At 42.4% G+C, this 18319-nt stretch carries 10 protein-coding genes and 1 riboswitch; of the genes, 9 read left to right on the forward strand and 1 reads right to left on the reverse strand.

Annotation, left to right across the window (positions count from 1 at the left end):
* The first annotated feature begins 268 nt into the window (after positions 1-268).
* The 9 genes from sigW (at position 269) to NSS67_RS06060 (ending at position 17541) form a co-directional block, all read left to right on the forward strand.
* Complete coding sequence (gene sigW / locus NSS67_RS06020; protein ID WP_036681288.1) at positions 269-835, forward strand: RNA polymerase sigma factor SigW; 567 nt, start codon at positions 269-271, stop codon at positions 833-835.
* A 121-nt stretch (positions 836-956) separates the two neighbouring features.
* Positions 957-1571, forward strand: coding sequence for a zf-HC2 domain-containing protein (locus NSS67_RS06025; RefSeq protein WP_339318723.1), 615 nt, complete (start codon positions 957-959; stop codon positions 1569-1571).
* Positions 1572-1885: 314 nt separating this feature from the next.
* The gene (gene cdaA / locus NSS67_RS06030; RefSeq protein ID WP_339318724.1) at positions 1886-2716 is read left to right on the forward strand and encodes a diadenylate cyclase CdaA; all 831 of its coding nucleotides are present in this window, start codon (positions 1886-1888) and stop codon (positions 2714-2716) included.
* Positions 2709-4169: a CdaR family protein gene (locus NSS67_RS06035; RefSeq protein WP_339318725.1), complete on the forward strand. Its 1461-nt coding sequence runs from the start codon at positions 2709-2711 to the stop codon at positions 4167-4169. Before cdaA ends, NSS67_RS06035 begins: the two co-directional genes overlap by 8 nt.
* Before the next feature lie 111 nt (positions 4170-4280).
* On the forward strand, positions 4281-5621 hold the full coding sequence (glmM, locus tag NSS67_RS06040) for a phosphoglucosamine mutase (protein ID WP_339318726.1): 1341 nt from the start codon (positions 4281-4283) through the stop codon (positions 5619-5621).
* Between the two features lie 639 nt (positions 5622-6260).
* On the forward strand, positions 6261-8093 hold the full coding sequence (glmS, locus tag NSS67_RS06045; RefSeq protein ID WP_339318727.1) for a glutamine--fructose-6-phosphate transaminase (isomerizing): 1833 nt from the start codon (positions 6261-6263) through the stop codon (positions 8091-8093).
* Between the two features lie 321 nt (positions 8094-8414).
* Entirely contained in the window at positions 8415-9785 is a 1371-nt protein-coding gene (locus tag NSS67_RS06050) for a TraB/GumN family protein (RefSeq protein ID WP_339318728.1), read from the forward strand.
* A gap of 371 nt (positions 9786-10156) precedes the next feature.
* Positions 10157-10528 (forward strand): iron chaperone, encoded by a 372-nt coding sequence (locus NSS67_RS06055; protein WP_339318729.1) that lies wholly within the window; start codon positions 10157-10159, stop codon positions 10526-10528.
* A 412-nt stretch (positions 10529-10940) separates the two neighbouring features.
* Positions 10941-11027: riboswitch (cyclic di-GMP riboswitch) on the forward strand.
* 70 nt (positions 11028-11097) lie between these two features.
* A complete protein-coding gene (locus NSS67_RS06060) occupies positions 11098-17541 on the forward strand; it encodes a MucBP domain-containing protein (RefSeq protein ID WP_339318730.1) in 6444 nt (2147 codons plus the stop codon).
* Between the two features lie 78 nt (positions 17542-17619).
* On the opposite strand, the gene NSS67_RS06065 is transcribed toward NSS67_RS06060, so the two are convergent.
* Positions 17620-18264, reverse strand: a complete 645-nt coding sequence (locus NSS67_RS06065; protein WP_339318731.1) for a hypothetical protein — start codon at positions 18262-18264, stop codon at positions 17620-17622.
* Positions 18265-18319: the final 55 nt, after the last annotated feature.

Below are 18319 nucleotides of genomic sequence, written 5' to 3' on the forward strand. Positions count from 1 at the left end.
GCGAATGCGTTCGCCTTTATTGGCAGATTTCTACCGCGAACAGCGGTTTAAATCAGGAAATCTGACAATAACAGCGACCGGAAGTCCGAATATTTCTCGAAGTTGCACTGAATCACATATCCAAGTTGTCCAATTTTTAACTCAGTTTACAGAGAAGGTTACAATACAATCCTTGATTTTTACACAAACTTGAATTACGATTTAATTGCTTGTACCGTGGATATTTGAGAATAAATACCAAGGGCGGCAAGTCTGGGGGAGTTAACAGGTGGAGAATTTGGAAGGCAGATTGACAAAGCTCGCCTTAAAAGGCGACCAAAGGGCATTTGCCGAGCTTGTGGAACTATATAAAGACAAAATATATCATTTGGCGTACCGAATGCTGAACAATCGTCATGAGGCGGAGGATATTGTTCAGGAGACTTTTTTGCGTGTGTATAGAAACTTGGATCGTTATGATGATAAACAGAAGTTCTCTACCTGGATTTATCGGATTGGAACGAACCTCTGTATTGATAGATTACGCAAACGGAAACCGACCTATTCGCTCGATGCAGAAATGAACGATCAGGAGGGCCTTGACGGCTATTCGTTGATTCCAAGTGATAATGTGACACCGGAGACCGAACTGTTGCTCTCAGAGACGCAGGGACTAATCTACGAGGCCATTGACAGTTTGCCTGTGAAATACAGGTCTGTGATGATTCTTAGATATCTGCAGGATTTATCGCTTCAGGAGATAAGTGATGTGCTGGATATGCCTGTAACCACGATTAAGACGCGTGTTCACCGAGGTCGTGAATTTTTGCGTAAAAAATTAGGCCCGAAAATGTAAAAAAGATTTTTTTTAATGAAACATCTTTTGGAGAGCGACGTATGTAAGTTAAGCAAGTCTTATGTGTCCTGACCCTTTGTCTTAGGATAATTAAATAGCACTCATGAAAGGATTGGCTCCTATGGAATGCAAACTGGCCGTCTCTATGATGCACGACTACTTGGATGACGACTTGCCCGATCAGCAGCAGAGGGAGTTGAAGGAGCATCTTCTATCCTGTCCAGATTGCCGTGCAAAGTTTAAAGAATTAGAACAGACAGATATGTTGATGTTCTCCCTTATGCATCAGAATCCTGTTGCCTCAGATGATCTTGTGAGCCGGATAATGAGTTCATTGCCAAAGTCCAAGAAAGAAAAGGCTTTTATTACCTGGATCAAGAGACACCCTGCACTTACAGCGGCATCCCTGTTTCTTGTCGTAATGCTGATGAGCTCCGTAACTTTTTGGAGTCCAGATAGACAGCTTGTAGTTAGAGGTGCAGATCTGGATCAAGTGGTTATCAAAGGGGATACCGTAATTGTACCTTCCGGCAAGATTATTACCGGTGATCTTACCATAGAGAATGGTAAAGCACAGGTATATGGGGAAGTGAACGGCAACGTAACAGTCATTGACGGCTCTCTTTATCAGGCTTCAACAGCTCATATTTCTGGGCAAGTCAAAAGCATAGACCAAGCGGTAAGTTGGTTCTGGTATAAAGTGACGAACATGTTCTCTGAAGTTGCCTACCGTTAATGCGGGCAGTGGTTACCTTGAGCTGGAATATTATTTTGCGCCTCTTTTTCCGGAAAGATGGCGCTTTTTTGTTGCCTCAAGCTAAAACGCCTTCGGCGTCCTTTTTAAGGACGGTAAGCGTTTATGCGAGAATTATAAGGTTAAAATATATCGTGAAACTTATATTTTCTTATAATTTAAATTAGAATATTTAGAAAATGAGTGACGGAGTAAACTTGCAACTGGAGCCCGAACGTTATAACCTAGATATGATACAGCTCTAACAGACATTTTACATAAACCCAGCTAATATGAAATGACGGGGGTTTTAGGCAATGAGTTATTTTACAGACTTAACATGGAAAGATTCCATTAAAGATATAGTTGATATCCTGATCGTCAGCTACATTATTTATAAAGTGCTTAATATGGTGCGCGGGACTCGAGCGATTCAGCTGCTGAAGGGGATCTTAGTACTGGTTTTGATTTGGGCTTTAAGCACAATCCTAGACCTCTATACGCTCAAATGGCTAATGAATCAAATGTTTACGTTCGGGGTGCTGGCGGTCTTTATCATCTTTCAGCCGGAACTACGAAGAGGGCTGGAACAGATTGGACGAGGTAGATTTTTCGGACGGGTTGGGGAAAGTGATGAAGAGTTAAGTAAATTAATCGGCGAAGTGATTAAAGCCGTGAATTATTTATCACATAGAAAAATAGGGGCGTTAATCGTATTTGAACGGGAGACGGGTCTTAATGAATATACAGAGTCCGGTATCCCGATGCGTTCCCTAGTTAGCTCTGAGCTGCTGATAAACATCTTTATTCCCAATACACCGCTGCATGACGGAGCTCTTATTATGCAGGGTAACCAGATCGCTGCGGCTGCCTGTTACTTACCGTTGTCTGAGAATCCCTTTATCAGTAAAGAGCTGGGGACTCGACACCGCGCAGCTATAGGGATTAGTGAAGTTGCGGACTCGGTGTCTGTCATTGTCTCGGAGGAGACAGGACAGATTTCTCTGGCCATCAATGGTCAGATCGTGAGGGATATTAAAGAAGAATCCATGATTTCGAAGCTCCATCAAGAGCTGAGTGTAAGTTCATCGCTGAAGGAGAAAGGTTCAACTTTCTGGAAACGGAAGGGGGACAAGAATCATGGATAAGTGGATGAGCAATAACAATTTCAATAAGATTATTGCCCTTGCGTTTGGGATCATACTATTTACAATGGTTCGTATCGATACTGCACCTGTTGGGCAAACCACGGTCGATACTAAAACGAAAATTATTGAGAATGTAAAGATCGAAGAGATCGGTTTAGATAAAGATAAATATGTACTGGAATACAAGGATGTAGATAGTGTCACTATGGAGGTTAAGGGGAAGAACTCTGATATCTCCTTTCAGTTCTCGGACGACTATAAGGTGACTCTTGACCTAAGTAAGGTTGAGCCTGGAGATAATACGTTGCCACTTTCTTATTCATTACCTAGAGGTGTAACGCTCGTCAGAATGACTCCTAAAGAGGTTAACGTGCATATAGAGCTGCGAAATACAAAGTTTTTTCCCATAACATTAGTTACCAAGGGAGAGCCAGCAGAGGGTTATCAATTGGGTACCCCGGTTTTGCAGCCTACGGATACTGTTGAGGTTACGCTACCTGATAATGAGTTAAGCAAAGTGGTGAAGGTACAAGGCACCATTGAGCTAAATGGCGAGAATGAAACCTTTAAAGAGAAGAAATTGAAGCTGCATGCTTATGATAATGAAGGAAAAGAAGTGAAGGACGCGGTAATTGAACCTGCTACCGTATCGGTGGAATTGCCAATTACCTTACCTTTTAAGACCGTGCCGCTGGATATCGGCTTTACCGGACAACTTCCGGATTCTCTCGTGTTATCGAATGTGACACCTGAGCTGGAATCAGTCGTGGTATATGGTCAAGCCAATGCATTAGCTGCACTATCTACTTATGAAGCAAGTATTAATCTTAGCGCGATAGATTCTGCAGGAACGAAACAGTTGAAGGTAGAACTGAAACCCCCAGCTGGAACTGAGAAAGTCATGCCTGAAACCGTAAACGTTTCATTAACGATCTCAGAAATTGCCGAACGGACGGTTGAAGCGGTACCCATCAAGTTACAGGGTGTGGGTGATGGGCTAGAGGGAAGTATTGTTAATCCGGCAAGTAAGGATATAGCCCTCACCTTAACGGGGGCACCCAATTTGCTAAATCAATTAGATAAGAATGATATAAGTGTTGTGGCTGATGTGACTGGCCTTACTGCGGGGACTCACGAGGTTTCTTTGCGGGTATCACTACCTAAGTTCATTGCACTGGCTAATTCAGGCGTACCTCTTACGATAACTGTGCAGCTGCTATCACCTGCAACGCCGGTGCCTACACCTCAGCCAGATACGGGTAGTGTAACAACTACTCCTGAGCCAAGCTCTGAACCTGTTATAGGCGATGAGGAGGCCACTGAGAAGCCTACCCATAGCGGAGAGGCTGGAGGTACAGCAACGCCTGTTCCAACGGATAGTAGTCCTGAGAATAACGGCACAGCAAACACAAGTACAAATTCAGAAAATCCTGTGGGTACAGGGGGAACGTAGCCTTGTATTGAAATACGTCTTTTAGGATATGTCCCAAAGGTACACCAAAATAGTAATCAAATCATATGATAGTACATTAAGCTAACGTAGCGTATTCAAAGGAGAAAAATAATGGGGAAGTATTTTGGAACTGACGGTGTGCGGGGAGTAGCGAACCGTGAATTAACTGCAGAAATGGCTTATAGCATTGGCCGCTGCGGAGGATATGTACTAGCGGGTAACGTGCATAAACCAAAGGTTGTCATCGGAATGGACACACGTATTTCCGGTCCTTTGCTTGAAGCAGCTCTTATCGCTGGTTTGCTGTCTATTGGGGCAGATGTAATCCGTATAGGTGTAGTGAGTACACCTGCTGTTGCCTATATCACGAGATTATTAAAAGCAGATGCAGGGGTTATGATTTCGGCATCACACAATCCGGTTGAAGATAATGGCATTAAGTTCTTTGGTGGAGATGGTTTCAAGCTTACGGATGAAACAGAACTGCGTATTGAAGAGCTTATGGATGCTGAGGTAGATGAATTGCCACGTCCTATCGGTTCAGGTTTAGGTATGGTTACGGTTGATAACGACGCGAAGTACCTCTATCTAGAATATTTGAAGACTACCATTTCTCAGGATTTCAAGGGAATCAAGGTTGTACTCGACTGTGCTCACGGCGCAGCGTATGAACTTGCACCAAGATTATTCAGAGAGCTTGGCGCTGAGGTTATTTCTATTGGAGCCGAGCCTGATGGATTGAACATTAATGCTGGATTTGGTTCGACACATCCAGAGACTTTGCGTGAGGAAGTATTGCGTCAAGGAGCGGATTTGGGACTTGCTTTTGACGGAGATGCTGACCGATTGATTGCGATCGACAATAAAGGTGATGAAGTTGACGGAGACTTTATCCTCTGCATTTGTGGGGATGCAATGAACCGTGCTGGCAAGCTGAAAGATAGTACGATTGTATCAACGGTTATGAGCAATATCGGATTCTACAAAGCTACCGAGAAATTATCTCTGAACACTGCTAAAACAGCTGTAGGTGATCGGTATGTGATGGAAGAAATGCGTCGTGGCGGTTTTAATCTGGGTGGAGAACAGTCTGGACATGTTATCTTCCTTGACTATAATACAACAGGTGATGGTATTCTAACGGCTATCCAACTGGTTGATACGCTTAAAGCTTCAGGTAAGCAGCTTAGTGAAGTTAAGAGCATGATGACGAAATACCCACAGGTGCTGGTCAATGTTCGTGTACAAGATAAGACCAATTATCCTAACAACCAGGCTATCGAAGCAGCTATCGCTGAAGTAGAAGGCAAGCTAGGCGACAATGGCCGTGTGCTTGTACGTCCGTCGGGTACGGAGTCTCTTATCCGCGTTATGGCAGAGGGACCTGATAAGGCAGATCTAGATCTTTATGTGAATCAAATTGTAGAAGTTGTTCAACGCGAGTTGGTATAATCCATTACTATAACTATATGGCCGGTGTAGTGAGCGAGAACAATTCGGACTCGGTACACCGGTGTTATTATTTTTTTGGATGGATCGTCAGAACATGGATTTGTGAAAATTAGGTTGGTGCAGCATTGCCAAAGTAGTGTAAGGTGCATATAATAGATTAAGTGTCATTCTAGAAGGAAAGCGGGGATTGTGAGGTTTGTAATAGCAAGCGCCAGAGCTTGGTCGAGCGCGGGGGAGAAGGGAAAGCTGCTACATGGTTATGTAGACAAGAGCTTGAACGGATCACGGCAGACGTAAGCTGACGAGGTGGAGGTGTTCGAAATGTTCGGCGGGGACCTCCCGGTGATGCACCAGAGCCGTAAATGGAGACGGAAAATGGAAGGGCGACCTTTCACACAACGTTTTCATGGGTGCATAAGAAATATAAAATTCATGTGTGCGCGCATCGTAAAGAAACACGATAGTTCTGCCACGGCAGAGAAGAAGGCTGTGCATTTCATGAACATAAGATGTAAGTGACAGTTTATTTTGTTGATCCAAAATACAACAGAATATTTGCTTTTTCTCAAAAACATGCCGCACGGCACGTTTCTTTCCTTATGCCGCCACATTACGATAACTCGGACGGGGGAAATAATAATGTGTGGTATTGTAGGATATATTGGTAATCAGAATTCGCAGGGGATCTTGGTTGAAGGGTTGAAGAAGCTGGAGTATCGGGGATATGATTCCGCTGGTATTGCTGTATTCACTGGGGAAGGACTGCAAGTAGTGAAAGCACAAGGCCGTTTGGCGAATCTGCAGTCGAAGCTGGAAGGCAGCCCACTGGCAGGTAGCGCAGGTATCGGACACACACGCTGGGCAACTCACGGTAAACCATCCGATGAGAATTCCCATCCACATACGGATAACAGCATGAAGTTCTCGGTCGTTCACAACGGTATTGTCGAAAACTATTTGGATCTGAAAGAAGAGCTGATCGCTGGCGGATGCCACTTTGTCTCCGAAACAGATACAGAAGTTATTTCACATCTGATTGCTCGCGAATATGACGGAGATATCGTAAAAGCTGTACAAAAAGCGATTACCTTCATGCGCGGTGCCTTTGCATTAGGCGTCCTGACTGAATATGAACCAGATAAATTGGTGGCTGTGCGTCAAGCAAGTCCACTCATTATCGGTCTTGGCGAAGGGGAAAACTTTATCGGGTCAGATATTCCTGCACTGCTTGAATATACCCGTAACGTATATATTTTGAACGACGGCGAAATGGCAGTCTTGACAAGAGATGCTGTCGAACTGATGACGATTGAAGGCAACTTTATTTCTCGGGAAATGATTACTGTCGATTGGGATGCAGTTACCGCAGAAAAAGGCGGCTACGAGCATTTCATGTTGAAAGAAATCCACGAGCAGCCAAAGGCTTACCGCGACACTATGCGTGGTCGTATTAATGCCGAAGGCAACAAGGTTGTTTTGCCAGAGTTGAGCATGACGGAAGAACAAATCAAGAACATCCGTAACATCCAAGTCGTTGCTTGCGGAACAGCATACAACGCTGGTGTTGTAGGACGTACTATGATTGAATCTCTAGTTCGTATACCAGTAGAGAATGACATTGCTTCGGAATATCGTTACCGTTCACCAATCGTGACTCCAGAAACATTGGTTATCGTTGTCAGCCAATCCGGTGAGACTGCAGATACATTGGCAGCTCTGCGTGAAGCGCAAGCTAATGGTGCACATGTACTAGCAATCACTAACGTAGTGGGTAGCTCTATTGCTCGCGAAGCGAATGATGTGTTGGTAACGTTGGCAGGTCCAGAAATTGCCGTAGCTTCGACCAAAGCCTACACTTCACAATTGGTTGCATTCGGATTGTTTGCTCTTTACCTGGCTGAAGTTCGTGGTACACAAACCGAAGCACAAGTGGCTAAGATTCTAGCAGCTATGCAAGCTCTACCAGAGCAAGTAGAAGAGATCCTGGCTCAAAAAGAAGCAATCAAAGGTTATGCAGAACAAATTTCTGAGCACAAGAACCTGTTCTTCATTGGCCGCGGCGTAGACTACGCAGTTGCTCAAGAAGGATCCTTGAAGCTGAAAGAAATTTCTTATATTCACTCCGAAGCTTATGCTGCAGGTGAATTGAAACACGGTACATTGGCTCTAATCGAAGAAGGCGTTCCGGTTATTGCCCTGGCAACTCAGGAAGCTGTACTTGAGAAGACCGTCAGCAACATCAAAGAAGTGAAAGCTCGCGGCGCAGACGTGCTTGCGATCACTCACCAAGAGCATTTGACTGATCTGCTTAGATCAGTGGATCAAGTGTTTGTTATTCCTAAGACATTGCCAATGCTGACAGCAGCGTTGTCCGTAGTGCCTCTGCAATTATTGTCTTATTATGCTTCTCTTGCGCTGGGTCATGATGTGGATAAACCACGTAACTTGGCGAAGAGTGTTACTGTAGAGTAGGTTGTTAGGGAAAGGAAGTTTGTTGTTCGGTGACATAAAAGTCCTGAACCAATAAAATCATGAACCAATGGTCAGTCCTGATGATGCAACTAGTCATCGGGACTTTTTTTGTTCAAAAGGGAAAATAAGGCCCGAGGGTTTTTGAGAAGTTTTTCTCATTAGCTTCCGGGCTGTTTGGTGTATTCAGAAATACCATGATTAAGATATAAACTTGTGTATTCATATGGGGGTCAGTTAATAAACAGTTCATATTCATCTTCTATAATCATTTTCTGTAAGGTACATGCACGAAACAAATCATAAAGTGAAGAGGTTATTATTATGAAAATGAAAAAGTACGGAAAAAATTTAGGGCGTATCGCATCCGTAGGCGTGTTGAGTTTCTCTATTTTGCTTACTAATGGATTGGCAGTTCATGCAGCGGCAGCAACAACAACGAAAGCACCAACCGTAAGTCCCTGGTCTGGTAAGACATTAAATGAGGGGGACAAATACGGAATCTTCCCACTCGGATGGTATACAGATGGTACGATCCTCAATGCTATTACACCAGATAAATTCACTACCTTAATTGAGGCGACAGCTAAAAAGCTAGATCAGCTTGGTTTCAACAAAAAGGATGCTTCTTTAACGATTAAACCAGAAAAAGAAATTACGAGAAAGTTCGTTATTAATTCGTTATATAAGCTTTTGGATAACTACGATTTACCTGTCACCATCAATATGAAAGCTACAGATGCAGTAGAATTTATGAGTAAGCAAGGGATTGTAAAGGGAACAAACGCAGGCCTTGAACTAGAAAAGCCGATTACGGAAGAGCAAGCAGTTGTGATGGCAACGAGAATGGTTGAGTTCGCATACGATACAGCTGATGCAGGAGCGAAAGGCCTTTTCTGGAAAGTAACGAAAGGCAACAATACGTTGTACTTGCTTGGTTCAGTTCATGAAGGATCGACAGACATGTATCCTATGACTAAAAAGGTCCGGGATGCATTCGATGCATCGAAAGATCTGTATGTGGAAGCGGATATTATTAACGGAGATATGAGCTACTATCTGAACAATATTAAATATTCAGATGGAACGATACTGAAAGATCATGTATCTGCTGAAACGTATACGAAGCTACAAAACTTGCTTACAAAAATGAAGGTTCCAACAAATGCATTTGATCAATATAAACCGTTTATTATTAACAACCAACTATCTTCCTTAGCGGATAAGACAAGCCCTGAAGAACAAGCGATAAAAACGAACACGGGTGTTGAACGTTATTTCATCACAAAGGCTAACTCTATGAATAAACCTGTCCATGAGCTTGAAGGCTTAAAGAAACAAACAGAATTGTTCGTTAATGCATCGGATGCTGATCAAGAAAAAGATTTGAATGAAATGTTGGATATGATTAACTCTGGTAAAGGTAAAGAAGATGATTCTCAGCAATTAGAGCAAATGAAGAAGTATTGGATTGAAGGCAACTTGGAAGCTACTTCGAAGTTGATGAATTCTCAATCACTAAGTGATGAACCTATTTCCCGCGATAAGGATATGTCGGATAAACTAGCTGCATTGCTTGAGCAAGAAGGACAGCATACCTCCTTTGTTGTCGTAGGATCGGCTCACTTTGTCGTCAATGGTATGACTTTAGATTTACTTAAATCTAAAGGCTATGACATTCAATTCTTACAGTGATTTAAAGATGTACAAAAACCCGGAAGGTCGAGAGCGTCAATTCTCGATCTTTCAGGTTTTTTTGCCCAATGATCATATACTTTGAAAAATCTCATTTTGCAGAAAGGTTAGCATCCGTCATTTGTTAATTCTCCATTTCAGTGTATGTTGAAATTGCGATGTGAAAAATTGTGGGCTAAAATGATTTTAGCTAAGATAGGAACAAGTTGCTTCTGAAATGTTTGAAAAATAAAGTCAACTTGAACTCAATGTCCGAATTCAGGCTATCTTTGTTTTCTCGGAGGTTTGCTTACATACCGATTGTGTATATATTTAAGAAGAAGTAAACAAACTACGCCTGAACAAAAGGCGATATTTGAGGAGTGAACGAGATGGAAGTTTTCGCAGAATATTTAGCGCAAATTGATAACCCACAACATCGTGAGCGAATGGAAGAGGTTTTGACTTGGGTATCAAGGAAATTCACAGATTTAAAACCAAAAGTTGCGTGGAATCAGCCCATGTTCACCGATCACGACACATATATTATTGGCTTTAGCGTATCCAAACATCATATAGCTGTTGCGCCTGAAATTGCAGGGATTAATCATTTTACTGATGCAATTGTGCAGGCTGGCTATGATTACACCAAGCAGTTGATGCGTATCCGGTGGGATCATCCAGTTGATTATTCATTACTTGAGAAAATGATCGAGTTTAATATTTTGGATAAGGCAGACTGTTCAACTTTTTGGCGGAAATAAAAAAAAGATAACCACTAATTGAAACGAACGACAGCATTCGGTCTACTTGTTCACGAAATTGCCAAACTCGATTATGAAGCAGCTATGCAATCTTTTTCTACATTTATTAATGAAGAGTTCCTCACGTAAACACAGATTGTGTTTCTTCGTAAGGTCATTGATTATTTCGCAGAGTAGAGCGTTATTCTAGTAGCTGAGAAACCTTTTGTCTACCAAATTATTGTATTAGTTACAGAATTCATATATAGGCGAAGCCAATAATTTGAAGTAATAAAAGGCATCCATTTATTTATTTCAAATCTACTTTATGCAATTTGTGAAAATTGACTTAGTTTGTGAGCCTATATTATAATTATCATATTAATAGTTTCTGACAATATATGGAAACTATGTACGCCTGCAAATTCTACAATTTAATTATTGGCACACTAACTGAAAGGTTAGGTCGCAAAGCTTTGGAGTCTACTGGTTACTAACCTATGACCGTCCGGTTGCAATGAGCGTGAATATTGCAGTCGGGCTTTTTTGTGCTCTTCAGGAGCTAAAAAATAAACTCATAGGAGGTAGACATGCTTGGAAGAGGTTTAAGAGTAATAGTTACGTGGTTAATTGTAGTTTCTTTTCTTGTTGGTTTTATTCCTATTACATCACAAGTGAGCGCTGATCCAGATCCGAATAATCTTAAATGGCCTGATGCAGGTGCAGTGAATCTGACGAAGACGGCTGTGCCAACTAAGACGCAAGGGGAATGGGAAGTAACCCTGACCGTAGAAGGAAAGAATATACAGTCCACTACGGATGTGGTTTTGGTTATTGATAAATCTGGGAGTATGGCGTATAACGGTCCTGGTACTACTGGTGGTAAATCGTATGGGAAATCGCCTGATAACAGCAAAATGACGAAAGCGAAAGCAGCTGCGAACCAATTCGTGGATTCACTGCTTCAACCAAATTCGACAACGAGAGTTGCAGTGATATCGTTCTCAGATGTTGCAAACAAGATATCGGATTTTACGGATGTAAACAATAAAGATGCGTTAAATACAGCAATCAATAATATATCCCCTAATGGAGGTACGAATATTCAAGCGGGGATCCATCAAGCTAGTGAACTGCTGAAGAACAGTTCGGCTAACAATAAATTTATTGTCCTCTTGAGTGATGGACAACCAACATATAGTTTTAAGGCAAAACATGCTGGGAACTATACTTTTCCATCAGGTAGTACATTCACAAAATCATTGAAGGATTTTGATTATAGTACTCGTGGTCGTATTGGGTCAGGAGGCAATTATACTTTCAGTTCTTATACAGTTGATGGAGTCCAAGTCAAAGACAATGGCATTGGTACTGTATCAGAGGCGAAATTAGCTCAAGATCAGGATATTCATATGTATTCAATTGGACTTGATGTGGCTAATGATCCAATTGCAACAAACGTTCTGACTTACACCCAAGATAAGGGGTATATCGCATCGAGCGGCGCTGATTTGAAAGCTGTATTCAATGAATTATCGAGTAAGATTGCTTATGCAGCGCAGAACGCGAAAGTCACAGATCCTATGGGACTAATGTTCAATAATATCACTACTCATCCGAAAGTTTCACAAGGTGTAGCAAACTGGGATTCTGTAACTGATACGATTCAGTGGGATATCGGCAATATTATCGAAGGTACCCCAGCAACAATGAGTTACATTGTGAAATGGGATTCTAATCAGAAATCGGACCCTAATAATTTGTATCCGACAAATGGCACTACAACGATGAATTATACGGATGTGTACGGTAATCCTGCTTCCAAAAATTTCGAAGTACCAAAAGTAACCTTTGGAAAAGGGTCAATATTAATTAAAGGGTATCGAGTCAATGCGGCCGGTGAGCCAATCAACGATAATAATGTCCGCGTTGATCGACCTGATCAGGCTGCTCTTTTATACAGTGACCCGTTCAAACAAAATGGTACAGAAGCGCTTGATATTGATAAGAGTTACTCGGTTACTCCTAAAGTTGTTGCGGGTTATCAACTGATTAAAGGAAGTAGTCCAGAGAATGTAACACTAACTACTAGCGATCCTAGCCAGATTATATGGTTCGGTTACACTCAAGCACCTCATACATTAAAAGTCGAATACAAGGCTGGAAATGTTGATTTGGATACAGTATCATCTGCAAACAAAATTCAAGGCGAGCAAGTAGATGTTCAGAGTAAGATATTTGACGGATATACGTTGAAGGATGTAACTCTGAGTACAGGTAGTGGTTTAACTAATACGAATGGTCATGTTACAGGTGACATGCCAGATCAAGATACTACAATTACCTATAATTATGAGGCAAATGCGCAAACGGTAAGAGTAAAGTATCTGTTAGAAGGAACAACTCAGAACGTGGCACCATCGACTGATGCTTCCGGTGTAACAGGTGGGAAAACGACACTAACTGCATTGGATGTAGCAGGCTACTCCGTAGTTGGGAGCACAACGAACGAATATACATTTACAGCAGATCAGCATCAAGAAGTTATCTTTTACTACACACCAGCGAAACAGCAGGTAACGGTGAAGTACCTAGAGAAAGGTAATAACCGAGAGCTGAGCCTAGCGACCGTTTCTGACGGTTTAACCGGTGGAACAATACAACTGGATGCGAAAGCAATCGCAGGCTACCAAGTGGATCAAGCGAAGATCACCTACAGTTTCACCACGGATGCAAAGCAAGAAGTTGTCTTCTACTACACACCAGCGAAACAGCAGGTGACGGTGAAATACCTCGAGAAAGGTAGTAACCGAGAACTGAGCCCAGCGACTGTTTCTAACGGATCAACGGGTGGAACAGTACAACTGGATGCGAGAGCAATCGCTGGCTATCAAGTAGATCAAGCGAAGATCACCTACAGTTTCACAGCGGATACGAAGCAGGAAGTTATCTTCCACTACACAACCCTGCAACAACAGGTGACGGTAAAATACCTTGAGAAAGGTACAGATAAGGAACTTAGCCTACCTATGCTTGTGAAAGGTGTAACAAGCGAGGTCATCAAGCTAAACGCCAAGAAGGTACCAGGCTATGACGTAGATCAACAGCTCTTTACGTACACATTCAGTACGAATGCAAAGCAAGAAGTGATTTTCTACTACACACCTGTAGAGCAGAAGGTGGTCGTGAAGTATGTAGAAAAAGGTAGTCTAAAAGAGCTGAGCCCAGCGACGGTCGAAGCAGGTGCTACAAGCAAGAGCATCGTTCTAAAGGCGAAAGCAATCGCAGGCTACAAAGCAGTCCAATCAGCAATGGATTACACGTTCAACAGCAACGTGAAGCAAGAAGTTGTCTTCTACTACACACCAGAGGAACAACAGGTGACGGTGAAGTACCTTGAGAAAGGCACCAATAAGGAACTTGCGCCTGCGTCGGTAATGAGAAGTAAAACAAGCGATAAAATTAAGATAGAAGCAAAATCTATCTCAGGCTACGAAGTAGACCAAGCGGTAAAGACACACACATTCACAGCGGATGCAAATCAAGAAGTCATCTTCTACTACACAGCAGATAAGCAAAAGTTGACGGTGAAGTACCTTGAGAAGGGTACGAACAAGAAGCTCGAAGCGGAAACAACTGTAGCAGGAGTTACTAGTGAGATCGCAAAGCTAGTAGCGAAAAAGATCCCGGGTTACCAAGCAGAACAATCGGTGATCGAGCATAAGTTTAATGCAAATGCCAATCAAGAAGAGATCTTCTACTACACAGCGAGTAGAGAAAAGGTACTTGTGAAATACCTCGAAAAGGGAACGAACAAGGAACTTAAACCAGCGACGGTAGCAGCACGCATAACAGCTGAGACGATTAAATTGGACGCAGCAAAAATTGCAGGTTACCAAACAGACCGAGCGACAATTGCCTACACGTTCAGTAGTAATGCAACGCAAGAAGTCATCTTCTACTACACGCCAGCGAAGGAACAAGTCATGGTGAAATACCTTGAGAAGGGTACGAACAGGGAACTTGCCTCAGCGACAGGTAAAAAAGGCAACACAGGAGAGAAGATTATGCTACAAGCAGCATCCATACCAGGCTACTTAGTAGACGAAGCAGTGAAAACACACACATTCACAACGAATGCGAAGCAAGAAGTCATCTTCTACTACACAGCAGATAAGCAAAAGGTGACTGTGAAGTACGTCGATAAAGTAACAGGTAGAGAGCTTGCACCAGAAACATCTGAAAAAGGAACAACAGCTGAGAAGATCAAGCTAGAAGGTAAAATCATCGCAGGCTACTTAGTAGACCAAGCGGTAAAGACGCACACATTTACAGCAGATGCGAAGCAAGAAGTGGTCTTCTACTACACAGCAGATAAGCAAAAGTTGACGGTGAAGTACCTTGAGAAGGGTACGAACAAGAAGCTCGAAGCAGAAACAACTGTAGCAGGAGTTACTAGTGAGATCGCAAAGCTAGTAGCGAAAAAGATCCCGGGTTACCAAGCAGAACAATCGGTGATCGAGCATAAGTTTAATGAAGATGCAACGCAAGAAGAGATCTTCTACTACACAGCAGGTAAAGAAAAGGTACTTGTGAAATACCTCGAGAAGGGAACGGACAAGGAACTTAAATTACCGACGTCAGCAGTAGGCGTAACAGGTGAAACGATTAAACTGGACGCAGCAAAAATCCCGGGGTACCAAACAGACCGAGCGACAATTGCCTACACGTTCAATAGTAATACAACGCAAGAAGTGATCTTCTACTACACACCAGCGAAGGAACAAGTCATAGTGAAATACCTTGAACAAGGTACGAACAAAGAACTTGCCACATCGACAGGTGAAAAAGGCAACACTGGTGAGAAAATTAAGTTAGAAAGCAAATTCATCGCGGGCTACTTAGTAGACCAAGCGGTAAAGACGCACACATTTACAGCAGATGCGAAGCAAGAAGTCATCTTCTACTATACGGCCGATAAGGTAAAGGTAACGGTGAAGTACCTCGAGAAGGGTACGAACAAGGAGCTTGAGCCAGCGACGTTTACGAAAGGGAAAACCGCAGAGACGATCAATTTACAAGCCAAGTCGATTGCAGGTTACATTCCAGAACAAACGTCGATGTTGTACACATTCAATAGCAATCCAGCACAAGAAGTGATCTTCTACTACACACCAGTGAAGGAACAAGTCATAGTGAAATACCTTGAGCAAGGTACGAACAAAGTACTTGAAGCATCAACGGTAGAAGAAGGCATGGCGGGTGAGATGATCAAGCTGAATGCGAAGAAAATTGCAGGCTACCAAGCCGAACAACCATTACTTGCTTACACGTTCAGTGGTGATGCAGATCAGGAAGTCATTTTCTACTACACAGCAGGAGAAGAAAAGACGATCGTGAAGTATCTCGAGCAAGGCACCGATAAGGAGCTTGCACCGGTGTCGGTAATGAGAGGTGCATTTGGCGACATCATTAAGTTACTAGCAGAAACTATTCCTGGCTATAATGTAGACAAAGAAAGAAAAATGCATACGTTCAATAGTGATGCAAATCAGGAAGAAGATTTCTATTATACGCCCAATAAGGAAACTGTCACGGTGATGTATCTCGAGAAGGGCACGAAGAAGGAGCTGAGCCCTTCGACGTTTATTAATGGGATAATCGGCGAGACTATTAAGCTGGATGCTGAAGATATTCCGGGCTACTCTATTGTCGGAAATAGTGTGCAAAATTTCACATTAAATGCTGAAGCGCATCAAGTTGTTGTTTTTCTCTATAGCAAGAATGTACCGCCTGTAGAGAAACGTACGATTACTGTGAATTATGTAGATCGAGTATCTAATCTTGCATTAAAAGAACCGACCCTTTATGGTGGTGAGGCTGGTAAGACGATTCATCTGACCGCTGAACCGATTTCCGTACACAGCGCAGTATACGATGTAGTATATGCACCTGAGAATTATGATTTTAATTACCTTGTGACGGATGTTAAAGTACAGAATTATACATTCTACTATAACTTAGATCATTCGGGAGATATTCAGAAGGTAATCGTTCATCATGTGTACATGGATGGGGACAAGAAAGTCGAATTAGCTGTTGAAGAGAAGCAGGGCAAACAAGGTGATACAATCACCATGAGTCCAGACCTGATTACGAAGGACGGGATTGTATATAGGTCAGTGAAAGATAAATACGCCTATACGTTCACTAGTGACTCTAGTCAATCATACGAGATCTTCTACAGCATAGACGAAGTGCCTATAGAGAAAGAGTACCAAGACACGAATAATGAATCGGCAAATTCAAATCTACCATCAGGAACAACTGCATTACCACCGGTACCAGTGATTGCACTACCACCAGTTCCATTGAAGCTGGAAAAGGAGCAACACATTAATTACATTAAGGGTTATCCGGATGGAATGATTAAACCTGAGAATTTCATTAGTCGTGAAGAAATCGCAGCAATCTTCTATCGTTTGCTAGATGACGAGTCACGCAGTAGTTATATGAAGCTAGTTAGCTCGTTCAAGGACGTAGGGCAGACAAGATGGTCGAGCAGACATATCGCAACATTGGCGAATGCAGGTGTCATTACAGGCTACCAAGATGGAACATTTGATCCAGGTCAAAAGATTACGAGAGCAGAGTTTGCTGCAATTGCATCCCGTTTTGATAAATTGGATGAGAAGAAAAATGATATGTTCTCCGATATCAAAGGACATTGGGCAGAGAAATACATCCTCTCGTCAGCGAACAAAGGTTGGATCAAAGGGTATCAAGACGGTACATTTAAACCAAATCAATACATCACACGTGCAGAAGCAATGGCGTTTATCAACAGTGTTCTGGACCGAAAAGTCAAAGCTGAAGGCATTGATGAAGATGCGAAGCAATGGCCGGATAACTCGGTGAGCAAATGGTATTACGCGGATGTAATGGAAGCTACGACTAATCATCTCTACACTAGAGATACGGACGGCTTCGAGACTTGGCAAGAAATTAAGCCCGCTTATGTATATCCTGAGTAATGAATAACTAACACAAAAAAGCTCCTCTCTGTTTCTCAACAGGGGGGAGCTTTTGTATATTTGAAATAAGCTGTCTCATCAATTAAATAGCTTTTTCATGAAATCGTAAGTAAGCGGAGCATCCTTCTTCAACTGCTCACGCGTTGCATCATTATAGACATATAAGCTTGCGCTCTCAGCGAAATATTCATTAGGATAAGCTGATACATAATTGTCGTTATAGTTTAACGCTGCTTCTTTATTGAAAATATCTTTAAATTGTTGTGAGTCACTCACGGTATTAAATACGAAACGATCTACGGCGTGCATGGTCTCGTGAATCTCGAGGTTGAATGAATTGTGACCTTGTCCTTTTTTGCTGTAGCCAATCCGAACAACAACGTTCTGCTCACTAACACCAGGTGCATCATCCCAAGTGAGCCCAGTATCTTCCCAGCCTCTTGGTGTTACTCCTTTGAGATAGCGTAGTTCCGGTTCATTGGTAATGATGTCGTTCGTTAATTTTATTTTCACACCTTTATCTGCAAGGGTTTTTAAAATAGGTGCTGGAATTCTTTCAATACGCGATATCATCGCAGTGGCTAACTTTTCATTGTAATTGCTTTGTGGCAGCACGATCAATTGATCTGATAAAGCGTTCTTAGCATGTGCTAAGTTGGTTGGGAATAGTGCAATAATCAATAACGCTATGATCATCATACGTACGCATTTGGTTCTGTTCATTATGAACACTCCTTTTGCAAGCAGAACGCCACTACAGTGAGTGTGTTAGCTTAGA

The sequence above is a fragment of the Paenibacillus sp. FSL R10-2734 genome (genome assembly GCF_037963865.1).
Taxonomy (GTDB): Bacteria; Bacillota; Bacilli; order Paenibacillales; family Paenibacillaceae; genus Paenibacillus_AQ.

What these genes read in the sequence shown, in the direction of transcription:
- NSS67_RS06035 (WP_339318725.1), top strand. Translation starts at nt 2,709, where the DNA reads ATGGATAAGTGGATGAGCAATAACAATTTCAATAAGATTATTGCCCTT.
- NSS67_RS06025 (WP_339318723.1), top strand. Translation starts at nt 957, where the DNA reads ATGGAATGCAAACTGGCCGTCTCTATGATGCACGACTACTTGGATGAC.
- glmS (WP_339318727.1), top strand. Translation starts at nt 6,261, where the DNA reads ATGTGTGGTATTGTAGGATATATTGGTAATCAGAATTCGCAGGGGATC.
- glmM (WP_339318726.1), top strand. Translation starts at nt 4,281, where the DNA reads ATGGGGAAGTATTTTGGAACTGACGGTGTGCGGGGAGTAGCGAACCGT.
- NSS67_RS06060 (WP_339318730.1), top strand. Translation starts at nt 11,098, where the DNA reads ATGCTTGGAAGAGGTTTAAGAGTAATAGTTACGTGGTTAATTGTAGTT.
- cdaA (WP_339318724.1), top strand. Translation starts at nt 1,886, where the DNA reads ATGAGTTATTTTACAGACTTAACATGGAAAGATTCCATTAAAGATATA.
- NSS67_RS06050 (WP_339318728.1), top strand. Translation starts at nt 8,415, where the DNA reads ATGAAAATGAAAAAGTACGGAAAAAATTTAGGGCGTATCGCATCCGTA.
- NSS67_RS06065 (WP_339318731.1), bottom strand. Translation starts at nt 18,264, where the DNA reads ATGAACAGAACCAAATGCGTACGTATGATGATCATAGCGTTATTGATT.
- NSS67_RS06055 (WP_339318729.1), top strand. Translation starts at nt 10,157, where the DNA reads ATGGAAGTTTTCGCAGAATATTTAGCGCAAATTGATAACCCACAACAT.